The 20,158-nt window shown below is 64.8% G+C and carries 19 protein-coding genes and 1 pseudogene; 10 read left to right on the forward strand and 10 right to left on the reverse strand.

The window, feature by feature from the left end; all coding sequences use genetic code 11:
* Positions 1-71: 71 nt before the first annotated feature.
* The 3 genes from IVA92_RS29190 to IVA92_RS29200 form a co-directional block, all read right to left on the reverse strand.
* Entirely contained in the window at positions 72-1,640 is a 1,569-nt protein-coding gene (locus IVA92_RS29190; RefSeq protein WP_247278433.1) for a DUF4403 family protein, read from the reverse strand.
* A 141-nt stretch (positions 1,641-1,781) separates the two neighbouring features.
* The gene (locus IVA92_RS29195; protein WP_247278434.1) at positions 1,782-2,420 is read right to left on the reverse strand and encodes a PQQ-binding-like beta-propeller repeat protein; all 639 of its coding nucleotides are present in this window, start codon (positions 2,418-2,420) and stop codon (positions 1,782-1,784) included.
* Between the two features lie 29 nt (positions 2,421-2,449).
* Entirely contained in the window at positions 2,450-3,670 is a 1,221-nt protein-coding gene (locus IVA92_RS29200; protein ID WP_247278435.1) for a helix-turn-helix domain-containing protein, read from the reverse strand.
* Between the two features lie 150 nt (positions 3,671-3,820).
* On the opposite strand from IVA92_RS29200, the gene IVA92_RS29205 reads away from it, so the two are divergent.
* Together IVA92_RS29205 and IVA92_RS29210 are read left to right on the forward strand one after the other, a co-directional pair.
* The gene (locus IVA92_RS29205) at positions 3,821-4,615 is read left to right on the forward strand and encodes a DUF899 domain-containing protein (RefSeq protein WP_247278436.1); all 795 of its coding nucleotides are present in this window, start codon (positions 3,821-3,823) and stop codon (positions 4,613-4,615) included.
* On the forward strand, positions 4,612-4,890 hold the full coding sequence (locus IVA92_RS29210) for a hypothetical protein (protein ID WP_247278437.1): 279 nt from the start codon (positions 4,612-4,614) through the stop codon (positions 4,888-4,890). Before IVA92_RS29205 ends, IVA92_RS29210 begins: the two co-directional genes overlap by 4 nt.
* Before the next feature lie 348 nt (positions 4,891-5,238).
* On the opposite strand, the gene IVA92_RS36140 is transcribed toward IVA92_RS29210, so the two are convergent.
* From IVA92_RS36140 to IVA92_RS29225, 3 genes are all read right to left on the reverse strand, one after another.
* Positions 5,239-5,373, reverse strand: a complete 135-nt coding sequence (locus IVA92_RS36140) for a GIY-YIG nuclease family protein (RefSeq protein ID WP_346015584.1) — start codon at positions 5,371-5,373, stop codon at positions 5,239-5,241.
* Positions 5,374-5,601: 228 nt separating this feature from the next.
* Positions 5,602-6,027: a c-type cytochrome gene (locus IVA92_RS29220; protein ID WP_247278438.1), complete on the reverse strand. Its 426-nt coding sequence runs from the start codon at positions 6,025-6,027 to the stop codon at positions 5,602-5,604.
* 100 nt (positions 6,028-6,127) lie between these two features.
* Positions 6,128-6,844, reverse strand: a complete 717-nt coding sequence (locus tag IVA92_RS29225) for a L,D-transpeptidase (RefSeq protein ID WP_247278439.1) — start codon at positions 6,842-6,844, stop codon at positions 6,128-6,130.
* Positions 6,845-7,117: 273 nt separating this feature from the next.
* Here IVA92_RS29225 and IVA92_RS29230 point away from each other — a divergent pair, with 273 nt between their 5' ends.
* The 3 genes from IVA92_RS29230 (at position 7,118) to IVA92_RS29240 (ending at position 9,794) form a co-directional block, all read left to right on the forward strand.
* Complete coding sequence (locus tag IVA92_RS29230) at positions 7,118-8,170, forward strand: glycosyltransferase family 1 protein (protein WP_247278440.1); 1,053 nt, start codon at positions 7,118-7,120, stop codon at positions 8,168-8,170.
* Between the two features lie 33 nt (positions 8,171-8,203).
* Positions 8,204-8,893: a methyltransferase domain-containing protein gene (locus IVA92_RS29235; protein ID WP_247278441.1), complete on the forward strand. Its 690-nt coding sequence runs from the start codon at positions 8,204-8,206 to the stop codon at positions 8,891-8,893.
* Between the two features lie 241 nt (positions 8,894-9,134).
* The gene (locus IVA92_RS29240) at positions 9,135-9,794 is read left to right on the forward strand and encodes a hypothetical protein (RefSeq protein ID WP_247278442.1); all 660 of its coding nucleotides are present in this window, start codon (positions 9,135-9,137) and stop codon (positions 9,792-9,794) included.
* 197 nt (positions 9,795-9,991) lie between these two features.
* On the opposite strand, the gene IVA92_RS29245 is transcribed toward IVA92_RS29240, so the two are convergent.
* Positions 9,992-11,656: an aminotransferase class III-fold pyridoxal phosphate-dependent enzyme gene (locus tag IVA92_RS29245; protein ID WP_247278443.1), complete on the reverse strand. Its 1,665-nt coding sequence runs from the start codon at positions 11,654-11,656 to the stop codon at positions 9,992-9,994.
* Between the two features lie 35 nt (positions 11,657-11,691).
* On the opposite strand from IVA92_RS29245, the gene asd reads away from it, so the two are divergent.
* Both asd and IVA92_RS29255 read left to right on the forward strand, forming a co-directional pair.
* On the forward strand, positions 11,692-12,555 hold the full coding sequence (gene asd / locus IVA92_RS29250; RefSeq protein WP_247278444.1) for an archaetidylserine decarboxylase: 864 nt from the start codon (positions 11,692-11,694) through the stop codon (positions 12,553-12,555).
* Positions 12,556-12,613: 58 nt separating this feature from the next.
* On the forward strand, positions 12,614-13,171 hold the full coding sequence (locus IVA92_RS29255) for an NUDIX hydrolase (protein WP_247278445.1): 558 nt from the start codon (positions 12,614-12,616) through the stop codon (positions 13,169-13,171).
* Between the two features lie 163 nt (positions 13,172-13,334).
* On the opposite strand, the gene IVA92_RS29260 is transcribed toward IVA92_RS29255, so the two are convergent.
* Positions 13,335-14,111 (reverse strand): DUF2147 domain-containing protein, encoded by a 777-nt coding sequence (locus IVA92_RS29260; RefSeq protein WP_247278446.1) that lies wholly within the window; start codon positions 14,109-14,111, stop codon positions 13,335-13,337.
* Positions 14,112-14,566: 455 nt separating this feature from the next.
* Between IVA92_RS29260 and IVA92_RS29265 the strand changes: the two genes are divergently transcribed.
* Positions 14,567-15,778, forward strand: a complete 1,212-nt coding sequence (locus IVA92_RS29265) for an extensin family protein (RefSeq protein WP_247278447.1) — start codon at positions 14,567-14,569, stop codon at positions 15,776-15,778.
* Positions 15,779-15,827: 49 nt separating this feature from the next.
* Here IVA92_RS29265 and IVA92_RS29270 read toward each other — a convergent pair whose 3' ends face one another.
* Complete coding sequence (locus IVA92_RS29270) at positions 15,828-16,163, reverse strand: DUF6665 family protein (RefSeq protein ID WP_247278448.1); 336 nt, start codon at positions 16,161-16,163, stop codon at positions 15,828-15,830.
* Between the two features lie 55 nt (positions 16,164-16,218).
* Positions 16,219-16,854: a TetR/AcrR family transcriptional regulator gene (locus IVA92_RS29275; protein WP_247278449.1), complete on the reverse strand. Its 636-nt coding sequence runs from the start codon at positions 16,852-16,854 to the stop codon at positions 16,219-16,221.
* Between the two features lie 192 nt (positions 16,855-17,046).
* On the opposite strand from IVA92_RS29275, the gene IVA92_RS29280 reads away from it, so the two are divergent.
* Positions 17,047-18,363 carry an HlyD family secretion protein gene (locus IVA92_RS29280; protein ID WP_247278450.1) on the forward strand — a complete coding sequence of 439 codons (1,317 nt, stop codon included), beginning with the start codon at positions 17,047-17,049 and terminating at the stop codon, positions 18,361-18,363.
* Positions 18,364-18,575: 212 nt separating this feature from the next.
* Positions 18,576-20,156: pseudogene (locus tag IVA92_RS29285) on the forward strand (DHA2 family efflux MFS transporter permease subunit); the annotation flags it as partial.
* Positions 20,157-20,158 lie beyond the last annotated feature (2 nt).

The raw sequence follows: 20,158 nt of genomic DNA on the forward strand, positions 1-20,158 counted from the left end.
CGAGCTTGCGAGGAACAGCTTAGCATCCTCCGATGAGAATGCCAGCGGTGCAAGCGACGAGCGAAGGCGGGCTACATCCCCGACAGCTTGGTCACAACCACCTTCAGCGAGCCGCCGGCTTCGGCGACGACGCGCAGGGTCTTGGAATCGAAGGCGATGTCGGCAAGCGTCAGGCTGTCGATCTTGGCTTCGACCTTGAGGCCATCCTCGCTCTTCTGGTAGTCGGCGATCGCGGCTGCGATCTTCTCGCGGGCGTTGGCGGCGATCGGCTTCAGGTCGAGCGTCGCCTTCTGCAGCAGGGCCTGTTGCATCTGCGGCACCACGGCACGCGCCGCGGCTCCTAACAGACCGAACGCCGCCTCGGATTCCACCGCGAGCTGGATGTCGGCGAGCCGCAGCGTTTGCTGCGCCTGGTCGAGCATCGGCCGGCCCCAGATGTGCACGGTCGCCTCGGCGCCGAGGCCGAACCAGCTCTTCTTCTCCTTGGCGCGCACCAGCAGCGAGATCAGCAGGCGGTCGCCCGAGGGGGTCACGTTGACGGTCTTGACAGTGACGTCGACCGGGCCGGAGCCGTCCTCGGGATAGGTATGGCCGACCATCTGCGCCGCGATCAGCTTGTTGATCTCGGTGAAGGGCACGTCGATCGGCACGCCGATGTTCACGCCCGTGCCGGTCGGCGGCACGATCGAGATCTTGTCGGGAAACGGACACTCCGGCTTGGTCGGCGTCGAGGTCACGCGTGTCTCGGCCTCGAGGCCGAGCAGCAGCGTCACGGCCTGTGCATCGACGCGCGGCTGCGCCGCGATTGCGCGCACCGGCTTCATCTCGAGCCAGAGCGGCGGCAGTGCGGCCGATGAGCCCGAGCCTTGCAGCGAGATCGAGCGGCACGCCTTGGCCCATTGCACCCTGGCATTCTCCCGCAGCGAGGGATCGTTGCGGATGCGCTCGGAGACGGCGTTGATCTGCTCGCCGACATTCTTGTCGATCAATGGCTTCACCTGCGCCGGCACGTTGACCTTGGCGCCCGCGACGGCAACGTTGGTGTCGCCGAGGTTAACCTGGGCGCCGAGATTGGGCTCGAGATACCAGTTGGCCGCGAGCTTCGGGCGCGAGGTGACGACCACGTTGCCCTTGATCTCGGCGCTGGCGTTCAGGTTCTTGATGTTGACCGCGCCGATCCGTTTCGCGGCGTCGCCGCCGAGCACACTGCCGAGCGCGTCGCCAAGCGCGCCGGTGGCCTTCGAGGACAGCGATCCCGTCACGTTCAGCCTGCCGGTGAGCGGCGTCGACAGCGTCAGCACGTCCTTGTCGCCTGTTGCCGCCATCGGTCCGCGCGCCGCCGTCCATCCGATGTCGGCGTTCTCCAGGATCTGCGAGATCGGGTTGTCGGCCTTTCCTGCGAAATTGCGCGGCGAAGCCTTCTCGGCCTGCTCGCGGATCACCGACAGCGCGATCGCGACCGGCGCGATCACGATGGAACTCTTCGAGGCCGGCGGCAACGGCGGCAGTTGCGCGACCGTCGGCGCCGAATTGGTCACGCGCGGCGACAGCAAGTCCATTGCCTTCAGGCTGATGAAGAACGACGCCGCGAGCACTGCGACGGCGATCAGGATCGTCTTCAGATTCAACGTCAGTCGCATCAATCCCCCAAGCCGCCCCGACGGGGGTTTTACAGGGCTGGCGCGGAGGGCGCTAGAGCGCACAGGTGGGGTGGAATTGGGGCGAACAGGTTAACGGCTGCGAACGCCCCGTTGCCGCGCGTTCAAATCGTTATCGCGAGGCTAGCTGCGTCGGGGACGGCGGATCGCCCTCACATTGCCGCGACCGCCACCGCCGCAGAAGAAGCGATCGCCGCCGTCCGACTCCAAACCTGAGACCATCGTCCCGGCGGGCAGGTCGAGCTGCTCGAGAACCTTGCCCGTATCGGGGTCGATCCGCCGCACGTCACTTTCTTCGTTCTCCCAGGTGCCATGCCAGAGCTCGCCATCGACCCAGGTCACGCCGGTCACGAAGCGCTTGCTCTCGATGGTGCGGAGGACCTTTCCCGTTTCGGGATCGACCTGATGAATCTTGCGCTCGCGATATTGCCCGACCCAGAGCGAACCTTCGGCCCAGGCCAATCCGGAATCGCCACCGCCGCCGGGCGACGGAATGGTGCTGAGCACCCTGCCGGTGGCGGCGTCGATCTTCTGGATGCGATCTTCGGCGATCTGGAACAGGTGCCGGCCGTCGAACGCCGTTCCCGCATGCGCGGCGACATCGATGGAGCGTGCAATCTTGCCGTCGGCCGGATCGACCGCGTTCAGCTTGTCGCCGGACGCGAACCAGACATGTTTGCCGTCATAGGTGACGCCATGCACGGCTTCGACGCCCGCGAAAGGCCCATACTCCTTGATGATCTCGGCGGCTGTACGCTTCATGTGCTCGATCCCTGTGATGTGACCTCACCCTACGTCTTCAGGAGCGGCGTGGGGAGTAACAAGCCTGTCGGGAAACCCGGGACGGGCGGGGTCATCCAACGCTTCGCCCGGCCATGTCCGAAGGACTGCACCTTGTGTGATCGTGCCAGATCGTCGAGGGCCCGCTGCACGGTGCGGGCGCTCGTTCCGAGCGCCAGCGCGAGCGCCGAGCTCGACCAGGGCTCGCCGTCGGACAGGAAGGCGAGCACTGCGGCGTGCTTCTCCTCGACCGGACGCGCCAGCACAAGAACCTGTCGCGTTTTGCGCGGTGTCAGCGCAAAGCCGTGTTTGGTCGCGCTCACATCGGCAAGAGGCTTGAGCTTGGCGCGGAGCCGACCGATCTCGACCCGTAGCCGGGCGCGATGCGATTCATCGACGTGCCTAGCGCGAAACGCGGCGGTCATCAGAGCCTCTCGGGACACGTCCGCGGGCCACGCCTGCGCCAGGGGGCGGGCGAGCGCGAACAGCACCGGCCGCGTTCCCAGCGACACGACGATGCCTCCTTTGCGAACGGTGTGATGGAACGTGTCCACGACGAGCGCTTGAGACGCCGCCAGCGCTTCGACCTGTCCGAGCAACAACGGATGCTCCTTGCCGCGTGCGATCAGGCGCGCCGCGGGCGTGTCGAGCACGAGGTTCGTGCCTTCGACTTCGGCCGTCAGCGCTGGAATCCCAGCCGACCGTGCCGCGTCGGCGGCGCGGTCGAGCGCCGCGCGCGCAACTTTGGTTTTGAGCCGCCGGATTGCGATGCCGGCGACCACGAGTTCACGGATGACCTGAGACGCAGGCGGAAGAGCGCCTGCGCCGAGCTCCGCCAGCGTGCGCTCGGCCTCGTCGAGGCGCCCGAGCAGAAGAAGGCGGCGGGCCTCGATGTGACCGGCATGGGCGGCATTGGCGAGATCGCCGTGCCTTGCGAGTGTCGCGCGCGCCGCTGCGAGCGTCTTCGCCGGCCAGCTCAGGTCGCGCGAGACCAGCGCGATCTCGGCCTCGGCCACGACGCACCTTGCGCGCGCCACCGCCTCTCTCGGACCGAAGGCGCGTGCGGCGCTCCGCAGCAGCGTCTTGGCCTTGGCGAAATCGCCGAGCTGCGCCATCGCGATGCCGCGCAGCGCCAGCGACGGTGCGTCGTTGCGCAGCGCAACGCGGTTCAGCGCACCGAGCGGATCGCCCGCCTCGAGCGCGCGCGCCGCGGCCGTGATCAGCGACTCCATTCTAATCCCGCCACACTTGTTACTCCCACTCCGCAACCGCGAGATGCCAGAAACAGTTTACGACCGACGATGTGCGGTGAAGGGCCAGGGGTTCCGCGTCTGTCATAACGCGATGCGGAATGATCGCCCAGGCAAGAGGTTTGGAGAGCCATGATGACATCAGTTGAGAACGCAGGGACGAACGCACATTCCGCCATGCAAACACCGCCTGTGGTGTCGCCGCAGGACTGGGAGGCAGCCCGTCAGCAACTGCTCGTAAAGGAAAAAGCGCATACCCGTGCCCGCGATGCCCTGGCCGCCGAGCGGCGGCGCATGCCCTGGATGGCGGTGGACAAAACCTATGCGTTCGAGGGCCCCGGCGGCAAGCTCAGTCTAATTGACCTATTCCAGGGCCGGCTGCAATTGATCGTCTACCGTGCCTTCTTCGAGCCGGGGGTGTTCGGCTGGCCCGACCATGCGTGCCGGGGCTGCTCCATGGTTGCCGACCAGGTCGCCCATGTCGCGCACCTCAATGCCCGCGACACCACCCTTGTCTTCGCCTCGCGCGCGCCGCAGGCCGATATCGCGCGGCTGAAGCAGCGGATGGGCTGGATCATGCCCTGGGTCACCATCACTGACAGCTTCGATGCTGATTTCGGCGTTGACGAATGGCACGGGACCAACGTGTTCTACCGTGACGGCGACCGCGTCTTCCGCACCTATTTCGTCAAGAGCCGGGGCGATGAGCAGATGGGCGGTACCTGGAACTATCTCGACATCACGCCGCTCGGCCGCCAGGAGGTCTGGGAGGATTCGCCGAAAGGCTATCCGCAGACCCCGACCTACAAATGGTGGAATTGGCACGACAGCTACACGGAAGGTGCAGCACCCGACGAGAAGTGGGTCGAGATCTCGACCGCCGGCGAGAAGGCTTTTCGCGAGGAGGCTGCGGGAGAACGGAAATGACCGCTGCCGCAAGCGCGGCCGCCAGCGTCAACCGCGACAGCGTCGCGGCCGCGCGTCACCTCGCCCGATGGCTGGGGCTGGCGGCCACGCCGACCTTCGCGATCATGGCCTTGCTGACCGCCGCGCTCGGCGGCGGTGCGGCGGACATGCTCTGCTCCGCGGGACAAGGATCCGTGCTCGTTGGCATGCTTCCGATGTATCTGTTGATGAGCGCGTTTCATTCCGCGGCGTGGCTGAGATTGATTGCGGAGCGAAGGCGCGGCGGCGAGCGGTAACGCACCGCCCGGTGTGAACGCCTCGTCCTTCGAGACGCGCGCAAGCGCGCTCCTCAGGATGAGGCTAATCGGCATCGGGCCCGTTGAAACTGCTGCCACACCTGCGCCCTCATCCTGAGGATGAGGCTAATCGGCATCAGAGTCGGGGCTAGAGCGCTGCCGCGAACTCCGCTCCTCATCCTGAGGGCCCGCCGCAGGCGGGCGTCTCGAAGGATGATGTGATCCGCGCTTCGCCAACTCATGCAGCTCGGCGAGGTCGCCGCGCATGAAGGCTTCTTTCTTGGCGCGGCTCCATTTCTTGAGCTTGCGTTCGCATTCGATCGCCTCGGTGATGCGATCGAACCATTGTCAGAAGACCAGCGTCACGGGCCGACGCGCCTTTGTATAGCCTTCGAACGTGCCGGCGTTGTGCTGCGCGACCCTGATGTCGAGCGCGGTGCGCGTTGTGCCGATGTAGTAACTGCCATCGGCGCATCTGAGAATGTAGAGGTACGCCTTCGGTCATCGTGAACGCCTCGTCCTTCGAGACGCGCGCAAGGGCGCGCTCCTCAGGATGAGGCTAACGGGCATCTGCAGTTTGGTGCAAGGGTTCCGTATGGATTGGCGGCCGCGTAGTCCGACCTCATCCTGAGGAGCCCGCCGCAGGCGGCGTCTCGAAGGATAGCCACGATCACCGACACCAAGCAAAAATGACGCGCTTAGCCTAGGTCGTTACTGCGAAGCTGCCTGCAGATACGCAACCACCTTGGCCGCCTCCTCCGCCGAGATGCCGCCATAGGGCTGCATCTTGTGGCCGGACACGACCTCGTCCGGCTTGACCATGAAGCGGGTGAGCTTGTCTTGGTCCCAGATGAAGCCGGCTTCCTTCATCGACGACGAGTAATTGTAGTTCGGCAGCGCGCCGGCCTTGCGTCCGACGATCTTGTTAAGATTGGGACCGAGGCGATTGTCGCCCTCTTTCATGGAGTGGCAGGTGCGGCAGGAATTGTTGAAGGCCTGCTGGGCTGCGTCGTCGCTCGCCGGCTGCTGCGCGAGCGAGAGGGGCAGTGACAAGAACAACGTCAATGCCCCGGTGCCGATCGCGCGCAGCCATGCCCTTGACGAACGTTGCCGGCGTGCTTGCATCTGCGCCTCCATCAGGGATCGCGCTGCAGCAAGCGCGCTTCGGGATGTCGAGAGCAAACGAACACGGCGCCCGGTGGGTTCCGGGGCCGTTTGCGTCACAATGTCCTGTCGCTCAGCGCGTCGCAGCTCCAAGCTCGGCTCGCCGCTCCGTCATCGGCAGCACGATGACCTTGGTGCCGACATTGACGCGGGTGTAGAGGTCGGTGACGTCGTCATTGGTCATGCGGATGCAGCCGGACGAGACGTGCTTGCCAATGGTCTCGGGCGCGTTGGTGCCGTGAATGCGGTAGATGGTGCTGCCGAGATACATGGCGCGGGCCCCCAACGGATTGCCGGGGCCGCCGGCCATGTGGCGCGGCAGATAGGGCTGGCGGGCGATCATTTCCGGCGGCGGAGTCCAGGCCGGCCATTCGGCCTTCCGGCTCACCGATTGGATGCCGGACCAGGTGAAGCCGTCGCGGCCGACGCCGATGCCGTAGCGCAGCGCCTGGCCGTTGCCGAGCACGTAGTAGAGATAGGTGTTGGGCGTGTCGATGATGATCGTGCCTGGCGCCTCCCGCGTTGCGTAGGAAACGGTCTGGCGGCGGAAGCGGGCCGGCATCTCGACCGCGTCCTGATCCTCGGACGGCGCGGCCTGATAAGGCATCGTCTGGTAGGGCTGGTACGGCTGGAGCGGCTGCGGCGCCGTCATCGGCGGCAGCGGCTGGAAGAAGGGGAAGAGCTGCACCGGCGCAGCGTCGGCTGTACCTGCGAACGCGATTGCAGAGATCGCGACTGCACTGATCGCAACGGCGCGCGAATAGTTCTTGAACGTGTCCAGATTGATCATTGATCGCCCCTGTTTGCTCGGTGTTGTTGATCACCGCGGCACCGTTTCGGTGCTCCGTTGGGGTGATCACTAACGGCAAAACATTTCGGGACATTTGCGTGGAAAACCGAAAACGGCTTCGTGGCGGCAAGAATTGTTTCATGACAGTTTCGTGGCCGCGCGGGCCCGTTAACGAACAAAACAGAGCGCCGACACTTCTGTGACGTCATACGCCTGAAATATCCTTCGTTGATGGTCGGAAACCGAGAATCATCAAACTCTCGGGATTGTCCCATGCGGGTATTAATCGCGACCGACGCCTGGCATCCGCAGGTCAACGGCGTGGTGCGGACGCTGACCTCGCTGGCGAGCGCGGCCAAGGCCCTCGATGTCGAGATCGACTTCCTGACCCCGGACGGTTTTCCGTCATGGCCGCTGCCGACCTATCCGGGCCTGCGCATCGCGTTGCCGAGTTTCAGGGAAATCGCACGGCGGATCGAGAAGGCCGCTCCCGAGGCGCTGCACATCGCGACCGAAGGCCCGATCGGCTGGGCCGCGCGGGCCTATTGCCGGCGCAACCGGCTCGCCTTCACCACATCCTATACAACGCGCTTTCCCGAATATGTTTCGGTGCGGACCGGCATCCCCGCGAACATCGGTTATGCCGTGCTGCGCCACTTTCACGATGCCGCCGCGATGACCATGGTGGCGACGCCCTCGCTGCGGCAGGAGCTGTCTGAACGTGGCTTCAAGCGGCTCGGCTTCTGGACGCGCGGCGTCAACACCGAGCTGTTCCATCCCGACAGCCCAGCAGCTCTCGACCTGCCACGGCCGATCTTCATGACGATGGGCCGGGTCGCGGTGGAGAAGAATCTCGAAGCGTTCCTCGCGCTCGACCTGCCCGGCACCAAGGTCGTCGTCGGCGACGGCCCGCAGAAGCCTGCGCTGGAAAAGAAATATCCCGGCGCCGTCTTCCTCGGCGAGAAGAAGGCGGCGGATCTCACCGCGCACCTCGCCGCCGCCGACGTCTTCGTGTTTCCCAGCCTGACCGACACCTTCGGCGTGGTGCAGCTCGAGGCGCTCGCCTGCGGCACGCCGGTTGCGGCGTTCCCGGTGACGGGCCCCAAGGACGTCATCGCCGATCATCCGATCGGCGCGATCGACCATGATCTGCGCACCGCGTGCCTGCGCGCGCTCACGATGTCGCGCCAGACCTGCCGCAACTTCGCGCTGGAGCGTTCCTGGGAAAACAGCGCGCGCCAGTTCGTCGGCAATCTCACCTCACTTCAGCCCAGCCGCACCTTGCGCGCCTCGCCTCGCATGGCGCGGCGGCCGGTGCGCGGTTGATCGTCCATTTGAACCACAGCGAGAACCTCATCGATGGCTAAGATCATGAACCTTGACGGCACGCAGCAGCTCGACCTCACCCGCGGCACGGTCGAGCAGGCCTATGACCGCTGGGCGCCGGTCTACGACCTCGTGTTCGGCGGCGTCTTCGCCAAGGGCCGGCAGGCGGCGATCGCGGCCACCAACAAGATCGGCGGGCGGGTGCTCGAGGTCGGCGTCGGCACCGGCATCTCGCTGCCGCTCTACGCGCCGAACTTGCGCATCTTCGGCACCGACATCTCGGAGGCGATGCTCGATAAGGCGCGCCGCCGCGTGAGCGAGCAGAAGCTGAAGAACGTCGAGGGCCTCGCGGTGATGGACGCCGAGAAGCTCGAATTCCCCGACAACTCCTTCGACGTCGTCATGGCGCAATACGTCGTCACCGCCGTGCCCAATCCGGAGAAGGCGCTCGACGAATTCGTCCGCGTGCTGCGCCCGGGCGGCGAGCTGATCATCCTCACCCGCGTCAGCGCCGATACCGGCATGCGCCGCTTCATCGAGCAGAAGCTGCAGCCAGTGGTGCGTCCGCTCGGCTTCCGCACCGCCGAGTTCGCCTGGTCGCGCTATGCGAAGTGGCTGGCCGGCGCACGCGGCATCGAGCTCGCCGAGCGCCGTCTGATTCCGCCGCTCGGCCACTTCTCGCTGGTGCGCTTCCGGAAGGTCGACGTCGCCAAGGCGGCGTAGCATTGCTGTTGCCCCTCATGGTGAGGAGGCGCAAGCGCCGTCTCGGACCATGAAGTCCCGCCTGCTGCAGACGGGCCTCGCCCCTTCGAGACGCTTGCTAGGCAAGCGCCTCAGGGTGAGGGGAGAGAGTGACCGTGCGTCATCGCGCCGCTGCACATCGTCACATGACAAGATGATGATGTCACACGGCCTACATCGAATCCGTTTAAATCCCGTACCCGAAAGCATCTTGGGGAAGAGCATGATCAAGAATTATCTCGAGCAGCTGCGCATCCAGCGCTGGGACGACCATCGCTACTATCACCACAGCCGCATCAATCAGAGCCTGCACTTCGTCAGCGCGCTGAGCTTTCTCTTTGCCTATGTCTGGCTGTTCATCGACCCCGTAGTGTCCGCGCTGGTCGGCTGGCTGGTCTCGATGACCTCGCGCCAGGCCGGTCACTTCTTCTTCGAGCCGCACGGTTACGACCACATCAACCAGGCGACGCACGAGCACAAGGAAGAGATCAAGGTCGGCTACAACCTTCAGCGCAAGGTGGTGCTGATGGCGATCTGGGCGCTCTCGCCGCTGGTGCTGTTCGTCGATCCCACGCTGTTCGGCCTGTTCACGCCCTGGGCGAGCGCGGCCGACTTCATGCGGCAGGTCGCGAAGATCTGGCTCGTGGTCGGTGGCGGCGGTCTGTTGTTCCGTACCGTGCACCTGTTCTTCATCCGCGACGTCGAGACCGGTCTCGTCTGGATGACCAAGATCCTGACCGATCCGTTCCATGATTTGATGCTCTATCGCAAGGCTCCGCTCGCGCTGATGCGTGGCGAGCTGATGGACCCCGGCCTGCACCTCAACCCCGAGCACACGCTGGGCCTCATCGGCGAGCCGACGCTCGAAGAGCAGCACGCCTGAGCGCGCTGCGCATATCCAATACTCTGATGTCTGATGCTTGCGTCATGCCCGGGCTCGTCCCGGGCATCCACGTCTTGGGGGCGTCTTCGCCTCTTCCCGCGTGCGGGGGACGGTCCGCAGGACCGAACCGGGAATCCCAGGATTCGGGGTTCGATGCTGCGCATGGAATGACGGTGGTTATGTGGAAAGAATCGGCCTCAACGCCCGAACCGCGTGGCCAGCATCTCTTTCAGGATCTGCCGCTTGATGCTCTTGTTGGTGAGCGCGCCGTCGTGCCACCAGAAACCGTCGGCCTTCATCTTTTCGGCCGCGCGGACGAAGCGCTCGGCGACCTCGGTGAAATCGGCGTCGGTGTAGTTGAGGCTGAAGATCAGCCGTCCGGTGCCGACCCAGCTCAGCGCCAGGCCCTCGGCGCGCAGATAATATTGCAGCATCCAGTTGTAGCGGGACGGGGTGGTGTATTTCACTGTCCAGATCGAGGAGAAGTTGGCGAACCGCACCGGCAGGTCGGCATCGGTCATCATGTGGTTGAGCTTCTGGACGCGGCCGTTCCAGGTCGCCTCCAGCCCGTCATAGACGGCGCGGAAATTGGGGCTGGCGAGGCGGCTCAAGAACTCGTCCATCGCCATCATGACGTAGGGATGCGAGTTGAAGGTGCCGCGGGCGAAGCAGATGTCGGCGGGACGGTCGTCGCGGAAGCGGCGCATCAATTCGCGTCTGCCGCAGACGACGCCGACCGGCAGGCCGCCGGCGAGGCTCTTGCCGTAAGTCACCATGTCGGCGCGCACGCCGAAATATTCCTGGGCTCCCCCGGCGGCGAGACGGAAGCCGACGAACACCTCGTCGAAGATCAGCACGATGCCGCGTTGGTCGCAGACCTCGCGCAGCTTCTTGAGCCACTCGGTGTACGCCGCGCGGTCGAAATTGCCGCCACGGGAGGAATCGACCAGCGAGGAATCGCCGGGGGCATTGGCGTTCGGATGCAGGCCCTGCAGCGGGTTGACCAGCACGCAGGCGATGTCCTTGCGGGTCCGCAGCACGTGCAGGGTCTTCTCCGACATCTCGGCGAGGGTGTAGGTCTCGTGCGCGGGAATCGGATTGCCGACGCCGGGCTGCACGTCGCCCCACCAGCCGTGATAGGCGCCGGCGAAGCGGACGAGATGCGTGCGCTTGGTGTGGTAGCGCGCGAGCCGCACCGCCTGCATCACGGCTTCGGTGCCGGACATGTGGAACGAGACCTCGTCGAGGCCCGAGATTCGGCAGAGCCGCTGCACGTTGTCGAGGATGACGGGATGGTAGGGGCCGAGCACGGGGCCGAGCGCGTGCGCGCGCTTCTCGGCGCCCTCGATGCAGTCCTTGTAGAAGTCGTTGCCGAAGATGTTGACGCCGTAGGAGCCGGTGAGGTCGTAGAAGCTGTTGCCGTCGACATCCGTGACGGTGACGCCGCGCGAGGATTCCATGAAGGTCGAGGTGCCCAGATGCTCGCGGACCAGTCGCGAGAATTGGAACGGCACGCGGTAGCTCTCGGTGAAGTTCAGATCGGAGATCCTCTCCGCGGCCTCCTTCGTCATCGCGCGTCCCCTGGGATAGCGCTCGGCGTAGAGGCCGGCGAGGCGGAAGAAGCCCTCCTTGCGCTGAGCCGCGATGTTCGCCGGCGCGCCATCGCAGGAGAAGTAGTCGTCGTTTCCGAACTCGTAGAACGGGATCAGCCGCGCCACGCGGCGCGACATCTTGGAATGCCCGGAGAGCGAGCGGTGCTTGGCGCGGGAGAGCTCGATGCGCGCCTTGAGCTTCGGGAAGGCGGCGGCAGCGGACGCTGCGGCGGCCACGGACATCGAGAGAATCGGGAGTGTCGTTTCCATGACAACAAGCGCTAACCCCGCGAGCTGACAGATTCATGACAGTCAAAGCCCTCATCGCCTCTTTCACCCAGCAGGAAGACCTCAACTTCTTGTTGACCAACCGCATCCCGCGCGCGGCCCTGACCCGCTTCATGGGCTGGTTCTCCAAGATCGAGAACCCGTTTGTGCGGGACTTCTCGATCGCGCTGTGGAAGCTGTTCTCCGACCTCGACCTGTCGGAGGCGCGCAAGGCCCATTTCAAGAGTCTGCATGACTGCTTCACCCGGGAGCTCAAGCCGGGTCTGCGGCCGTTCGATCCGGACCCGGCGGTGGTCGCGAGCCCCTCCGACGGCATTGTTGGCGCCCATGGCCGGATCGTCGACACCGAACTGTTTCAGGTCAAAGGCGCGCCCTATTCGCTGCTCGATCTCGTCGGCGATTCCGCTCTGGTCGACCAGCACCGCAATGGAAGCTTCGTCACGCTGCGGCTGACCTCGAGCATGTATCACCGTTTCCACGCGCCTTATGATGCGCATATCGAGCGCGTCACGCTGATCCATGGCGACGTCTGGAACGTTAACCCCATCGCGCTGAAGCGCGTCGAGCGGCTGTTCTGCAAGAACGAGCGCGCGGTCATTCGCACGCATTTGCCGACCGGCGAGGCGGTGACGCTGGTGCCGGTCGCCGCCATCCTGGTCGCGAGCATCCGCCTGCACTTTCTCGACATGGTGCTGAACGGGCAGACCCGTGGCCCCGTCAATTTTCCCTGCGACGTCAACGTGATTAAAGGCGAGGAGCTCGGCTGGTTCGAGCACGGCTCGACCATCATCATCCTGGCGCCCGGCGATTTCACGTTCTGCGACGGCATCACGGAGGGCACGCGCATCCGCGCCGGTCAAGCGCTGCTGAAGAGAGAGTAGCCTTCAATCCGCCGCGCCCGCCGCCTATATCGTCCGCGGGGACAACTGGATGTGAGTGATGGCGCGGGTGCCGGTGATGGCGGCGGGTGGTATCGTGCTGCGGCGAGGTTCGACGCCGCTGATCGCCGTGGTGCGCCAGCGCAAGCGCAACGAATGGGTCTTGCCCAAGGGTAAGCTCGACGACGGCGAGACGCCGAAGGAGGCCGCGCATCGCGAGGTGCTAGAAGAGACCGGGCACGAGATCGCGGTGCACGAATTTCTGGGCACGCTGGGCTATCAATCGGGCGGGCGCACCAAGGTCGTGCATTTCTGGCGTATGGAGGCCGATGGCGGGCCGGTCCGCAAACCGATGAACGACATCAAGGCGGTGGACTGGCTGACGTTGGACGACGCAATCGCGCGGCTGTCGCGCGAATATGAGCGCGCGTTCCTGGCACAGATCGGTCCGATTGCGCTCGCCGCTGCCGGTGTTGCGCCTTCGCCCGAGCCGACGGCGCCGGCCGATCATATCGATGCGGCCTTGCAGACACTGACACCAGCCGAAGCCGCCTCGGTCGACGAATTGCGGCACGGCCTGTTGCAGAAGGTGAGGGCGTGGCTGCGCGGCGAGGCGTGAGCGCGCCGCACGCTGGTCGAGACGGCATCCGCAAGTTAGTGCGGTCGCGAGTAACGCCAGCTCCTTGCGACAGCGGGAATCCGCCTTGAAGCTGGATGCTGCCCGGCTGTACGCCGCAAGCAGCTAAGCTGGCATTGCGCAATCGAGGATGACACCTTCGGTGTCAGCTCACGCGCTTCCAGGTCTGGCCGCCGCAGAACATGCCGCCGAAGGCGCAGCCCTGCACGCGCATTGCATTCGGACCTTTCATCGCGATGGTCGAGTCGTAATTGCGGCCAGAGTTGGGATCGTGGATGCGGCCGCTCCACTTCGAGCCGTCGGGCTTCATGTTGATCAGGATGCGCTCGTTGGTCTTCACGGCATAACCGCAGAGATTGGCGCCGCACTGCTCGACACGGACATTGCCTTTGTTCTCCTCGGTCGCCCACACGCCGATCGGCGAGTTTGGTGCCGGCACGGCCGCCGCGGCAACCGGAGCCGAGGCCGGCGCGGGAGCAGCAGCAACGGGAGCGGGTGCGGCGACGGGAGCAGGCGCCGCAACAGGTGCAGGCTGCGTGGTGTCGAGGCCGGCGGACGGGGTGCCGGGAGCCGTCGGGTCCGTTGCGGCGGGCGCAGCTGCCTGGACCGGCGCCTGTGGCACTGGCTGCTGCTGCACCGGAGCCGGCGCGGGCTGCGCATTCGTGGTCGCCGGAGCCGGCGTGGTGTCGACGTCATCATCCTTGGAGCCGCCCAGGCCCTTGAGGTTGATGTTGTTCAGCTTGATCGGCTTGTCCGACAGGCCCGGCGCCACGATGGTCACGCAATTGAGCGAGGTACAATTGCGCGGCGTCTCGATGCGGATGTGCTGGCCTTCGATCTGGAACGAGATCGAATTGCCGGCATGCGCGGCGGCGGTCGAAGCAAGGAAGAGCGCCGTGGCGGCGATGGTGAGCTTGTTCATGATAACCTCCGTGTCCCCGTATGGACTGATGTCGCTGGTGGACTGAGCGTAGTTCGACCCTACGCCCCGGCTGTCCCTTCTTCCGTGATGGACATCACTACATCTGGCCGTCGCCTGCGTGAGCCGGCGCACATTCGGCTATCTTGGCCTAATGTCGGTAACGATCCATGAGATGGAGCGCGGCCCTATATGATGCCGAGCACGATGGCGCCGACGAAGGCCATGGCGAGGTACGCGGTGATAATGCTTAGTCTGCCGGCGAACGTCATGAGATCGCTCCCGCTGTCGCGCCGCGTTGCGCGAGCTTTATGGTTAACAGAGAGTCTCCTTCCGAAAAAGTCAGTCGTCCTGTCGCTCAGTCTGGCAGCATTTCGGCGCACGCGGGCCGGCATGGTTAAAGAAGGCTGAAACGACACGTTGAAGAGTCTTTAAGTAAATTCACCGAACGTGCGTTCATGACGCGCGGAGTTCGTTTGTATCTCGTCGGCTCCTTCGTCCTTGTTTCGCTTGCGGGTTGCGGACGCGGCTTCTTCCAGGCCGAACGCGAACCGTGGCGGGCCGAGGCGGAAGCGGCGTGCCTGAAATCGGGAGCGGTCAAGGAGAGTGCGGACATCGTCCGCATCGATCCGATCTCCGGCCCTGGCCAATGTGGCGCCGAATTTCCGCTGAAGGTCGCCGCCATCGGCGAAGCCTCCAGCAGCTATGGCTTTGCCGACGAGGAGCTGCGTCCGCCGGTGAGCATCGGCAACCAGCCGCGCTGGCCGGTCACGCAGCCGCGATCGAACTATCCGCAGAGCCAGAATTATCCGGCACCCTCCCACCCGCCGCGATCGAACTATCCGGAGAGCGCACTGCAGCAGCCTTCCGGCTATGGCACTTCAACCGGACCGATGTCGCTGAACGCGCCCGGCGTGGTGCCGCAGGAAGACGAGATCGATCTGCCGCCCGAGGGCACCGATGCCGCGGGGGCCGCGCGCTACATGAACGCGCCGAGCTATCCGGCGCGGCCGGCCGGTGCGGCACCCTACGGGCAACCGCCCGCGCAGCAGCCGCTGCCGCGTCTTGGCCCGGCGCAGGGCAATCCCGTTACCGCCGTTGGTCCCGTTGCGATCAAGCCGACCGCGACGCTGGCCTGTCCGATCGTGTCCGAGCTCGACCGCTGGCTCGCCGACACCGTGCAGCCCTCGGCCATGCGCTGGTTCGGCGTCCGCGTCGCCGAGATCAAGCAGATCTCCGCCTATTCCTGCCGTGGCATGAACGGCAACTCGCGCGCCCACATTTCCGAGCACGCCTTCGGCAATGCGCTCGATATTTCCGCCTTCGTGCTCGCCGACGGCCGCCGCGTCACTGTGAAGGACGGCTGGCGCGGCATGCCGGAAGAGCAGGGATTTTTGCGCGACGTGCAGTCCGGTGCCTGCGCGCATTTCACGACGGTGCTCGCGCCCGGCTCCAACGTCTATCATTACGATCACATCCACGTCGATCTGATGCGCCGCGCCAGCCGTCGCCTGATCTGCCAGCCCGCCGCCGTCTCCGGCGATGAGGTCGCCGCGCGTGCGCAGTCACGCAGCCCCTATGCGAATGCACGCGATCCTTCCGTGACTGGTTCGCTCGGCCGCAAGAGCGCCGCGCACAAGCGCGAAGAAGACGAGTACGCCGACGATTGAGGCTTGCGCAAAACCCGTGGCTACGATGGGGTCGTAGCCCGCCAGCAAGTCATTTCGAGACCGGCTTCGACGGCGGGAGGCCCATGCACCGCTGCACCTCGCCAGGGACGTTGTAGGTTCGCATGATGTGGCGGCTGTCGCGAAGACCGGACGCCTCGCGTTGCACTACGAACATCCACAGCGCATGGCCGGCTTCATGCACCAGCCTACGTCTGGCCGGTTGCAGTGAGGCCGGTACCCCCGAGGCCGCGTGGGCGGCGTCGAACTCGCGCAAACGCGTGAGGCTCTGTTCCAGCGCGCGGCCCATTCGTCCAAGCGCCGAGGCCTGCTCCTGGACGATCTCATAATGGAGAATATCGACAGGGGGGCGAAGATCACGAGGCATGGACGCAAATATAACCGCCCGCGACGCGCCTGCGCAACGCGTAGCCCGCTTGCGGTTACTTCGCCCGATACGTCGCGAGGAACATCCGCGTCGCGCTATCGACGACTTCGGTCATGCGCTCTTGCGACGGTGCGGGAGCAGCCTGGAAGACGAACGGCAGGAACAGCGAGGCCTTGCACAGTTCCATGAATTGCGAGGCGGCAAGATCGCAATCGTCGATATCGAGATCGCCGGAAGCGACATGGGCTTTGAGATAATCGGACAACCGGTGGATGGTCTTGTCCAGCACCCGCGCATAGTAACGGCGGCCGACGTCGGGCATGCGCTCGGCGATTGCCATCACGGTGCGGATTGCCGATCCGCCGCCGGGCCGGCAGAGTAAATGGATATAGGCCTGGCCGAAATCCTTTAGCGTGGTCTCGGCATCGCGCGCGGGATCGAAATTGAACACGACCTGGCCGTGCTGGAGCGCCTCCTCTTCGAGAATGGCTTCGAACAGCGCGGATTTGTCGGCGAAATAGACGTAGAGCGTGCCCTTGGAAACCTGTGCCGCGCGCGCGATCTCGCCCATGCTGGCGCCGTCGAAACCGAGAGCCATGAACACTTTGCGAGCACCGTCCAGGATTTGACGTCGCTTGGAGCTGTCCTCCTCCGGGACGATGTGAAGACGTTCGCTGGCAGCTACAACCATTGGTTTAGGGTCTCGGAAGGTTTTTGGATCCGCGTCTGGGGCTATGAAACCCGAATAAAGGATTCGGGCTATTAAGATGACACCGGGAATATTATGTAGATTGACCGAACCGTTCGGTCAAGGTATTTAGGACGAGCGAAAAAGGGGCGTGCCGTGGCGGCCATCCCTGCTCGCGCTTTTGGGGAGGCCTTTATGGCCGTATCGAGAGACCAGGCTGCGCGCGTCCTTCGCCAGGAAGCGGTGGAGACGACGCCGGAGCAGGTGAGCGGTGACGCTGCGCCCGAGAAATCCGCCGTCCTGGCTGAGAAATTGCGCTCTCATGTGGTCGAGGAAAACGAGCACCGCAGCGTCGAGGTGGCCGAGAAGCCCGCGACCGACAGGGCTGCCCCTGCCCATAGCGCTGCTGCCGCCGCGCCCAAATCCGGCAAACGCAAATTCGTCCTGATGGGGGTTGGCTTGCTGCTGGCGCTCGCGGTCGCGAGCTATGCCGGTTACTACACGCTGGTCGGCCGCTTCTACATCTCCACCGACGATGCCTATGTCCGTGCCAACAACACCATGCTCGGTGCGCGCGTCGCCGGTCACATCTCCGCGGTCCTGGCCGGCGACAACTCGCCGGTGCGCGCGGGCGACGTCGTCTTCCGCATCGACGACGGCGACTACAAGATCGCAGTCGATGCCGCCGCGACCAAGATCGCGACCCAGCAGGCCACGATTGACCGCATCAGCCGTCAGGTCGCAGCACTCGATAGCCAGGTCGCGCAAGCAAAGGCGCAGCTCGTCTCGGCTGAAGCGGGCCTCAAGCGTGCCGATCTCGACTATGAGCGCCAGCAGGCGCTGAGCAGCAAGGGCTTTGCCTCGCGCGCCACCTTCGAGAGCTCGGAAGCCGGACGCGACCAGGGCGCGGCCGCGGTCAAGGCCGCGCAGGCCGCCTACGACGTCGCGGTCAGCAATGTCGACGTCGCCAAGGCGCAGCAGGCCGAGGCGCAGGCGCAGCTCGCCGAGCTCAAGACCACGCTCGCCAAGGCTGAGCGCGATCTCGGATTCACCGCGGTGCGCGCGCCGGTCAACGGCACGTTCTCGAATCGCCTGGTCAATACGGGCGACTTCGTCGCGGTCGGCCAGCGCCTCGGCAACATCGTGCCGCTCGACGACGTTTATATCGACGCCAATTTCAAGGAAACGCAACTCAAGCGCATTCGCCCCGGCCAGCCGGTGACGATCAAGGTCGATGCCTATGGCATGCGCAAGTTCTCCGGCGTCGTCGATAGCATCGCGGCGGGCGCGGGCTCGGTGTTCACGCTGCTGCCGCCTGACAATGCCACCGGCAACTTCACCAAGATCGTGCAGCGCGTGCCGGTGCGCATCCGCGTGCCGAAATCGGTGGCGAAGCAGAACCTGCTCCGCGCCGGTATGTCGGTCTACGCGACCGTCGACACCAACAAGGGTGCCGCCGACGCCGACAGCGAGGTCGATCTCGACGATCCCATCGCGGTTCACCCGCAGTAGTGCCGGTAGGCGAATCATGTTCAAGACGAGCGCCGCTTCGTCCTTCACCTCTCCCGAAGGGAGAGGTCGGATCGCATCGCAAGATGCGATCCGGGTGAGGGCTTACGCTCTCTCGTGGGAGCTGCGGCCCCTCACCCGATTTGCTGCGCAAATCGACCTCTCCCCGATGGGGAGAGGTGGACCGCGCACTCTCGCGCGAGCCGGGTAAGAGAATGGCCGACACCACCACTGCTTCACCTGCCATGATGGCGGCCCCGGCTTCCGAGCGGATCGCGCCGAAGCGGCTGTTTGCCTTCATCATCATGGTGTTCGGGATGTTCATGTCGATCCTGGACATCCAGATCGTCTCGGCCTCCTTGAGTGAGATTCAGGCCGGATTGTCGGCGAGCTCCAGCGAAGTCTCCTGGGTCCAGACCGCCTATCTGATAGCCGAGGTCATCGCCATTCCGCTCTCGGGATTCCTGTCGCGCGCCTTTGGCACGCGGCTGTTGTTCGCGATCTCGGCGGCCGGCTTCACCGCCTCGAGCCTGCTCTGCGGCTTTGCCAGCACCATCGAGGAGATGATCCTTTGGCGCGCGCTCCAGGGATTCCTCGGCGCCGGCATGATCCCGACGGTATTCGCCTCGGCCTATACCGTGTTTCCGCGCTCGAAATTCCACATCGTCGGCCCCATCATCGGGCTTGTTGCGACCCTCGCACCCACGATCGGGCCGACGGTCGGCGGCTACATCACCGACGCGATGTCCTGGCACTGGCTGTTCTACATCAACGTTCTGCCTGGCATCGGCATCACCGTCGGCGTGCTGGCGCTGGTCGATTTCGACGAGCCGCATCTCGAACTGCTCGACCGCTTCGACTGGTGGGGCCTGTTGTTCATGGCCGGCTTTCTCGGCACGCTCGAATATGTGCTGGAGGAGGGGCCGCAATATGAATGGATGCAGGACACCTCGGTCGCGATCTGCGCCTGGATCTGTGCAATCTCGGGAATCGCCTTCTTCTGGCGCGTCTTCACCGCGGCCGAGCCGATCGTGAACTTGCGCACCTTCTCGGACCGCAATTTCGCCGTCGGCTGCACGCTGCAGTTCTGCATCGGGATCGGGCTCTATGGCCTGACCTATATCTATCCGCGCTATCTCGCCGAAGTGCGCGGCTACAGCGCGTTGATGATCGGCGACACCATGTTCGTCTCCGGCATCACCATGTTCCTGGTCGCGCCGCTGGTCGGCCGGCTCATGGCGAAGGTCGACATGCGCTACATGATCGCGTTCGGTCTTGTCGTGTTCGCGCTCGGCTCCTACCAGATGACCTGGATGACGCGAGACTATGATTTCTATGAACTACTGGTGCCGCAGATCCTGCGCGGCATCGGCATGATGTTCGCGATGGTGCCGACCAACAACGTCGCCCTCGGTACGCTGGCACCCGAGAAGGTGAAGAACGCGAGCGGCGTGTTCAACCTGATGCGCAATCTCGGCGGCGCGCTCGGCCTCGCCGTCATCAACACCGTACTCAACGATCGCACCGACCTCCACATCACCCGCCTCCAGGAGCGCGTGACGTGGGGCAATGCGACCGCGACCGAAACGCTGACCATGTTCATGCAGAAGTTTCAGGGGCTTGGCGATGCCACGCTGATGGCCATGAAGCAGCTCTCCCAGCTGGTTCATCGCCAGGCCGTGGTGATGAGCTTTGGCGACGCCTTCTTCGTGCTGACGCTGTTCTATCTCGCGCTCAGCCTCCTGGTCGCGCTGCTGAAGAAGCCGCCTTCGCCGTTTGGTGCCGGCGGCGACGCGCC

This window comes from Bradyrhizobium sp. 154 (assembly GCF_023073875.1).
Classification (GTDB): domain Bacteria; phylum Pseudomonadota; class Alphaproteobacteria; order Rhizobiales; family Xanthobacteraceae; genus Bradyrhizobium.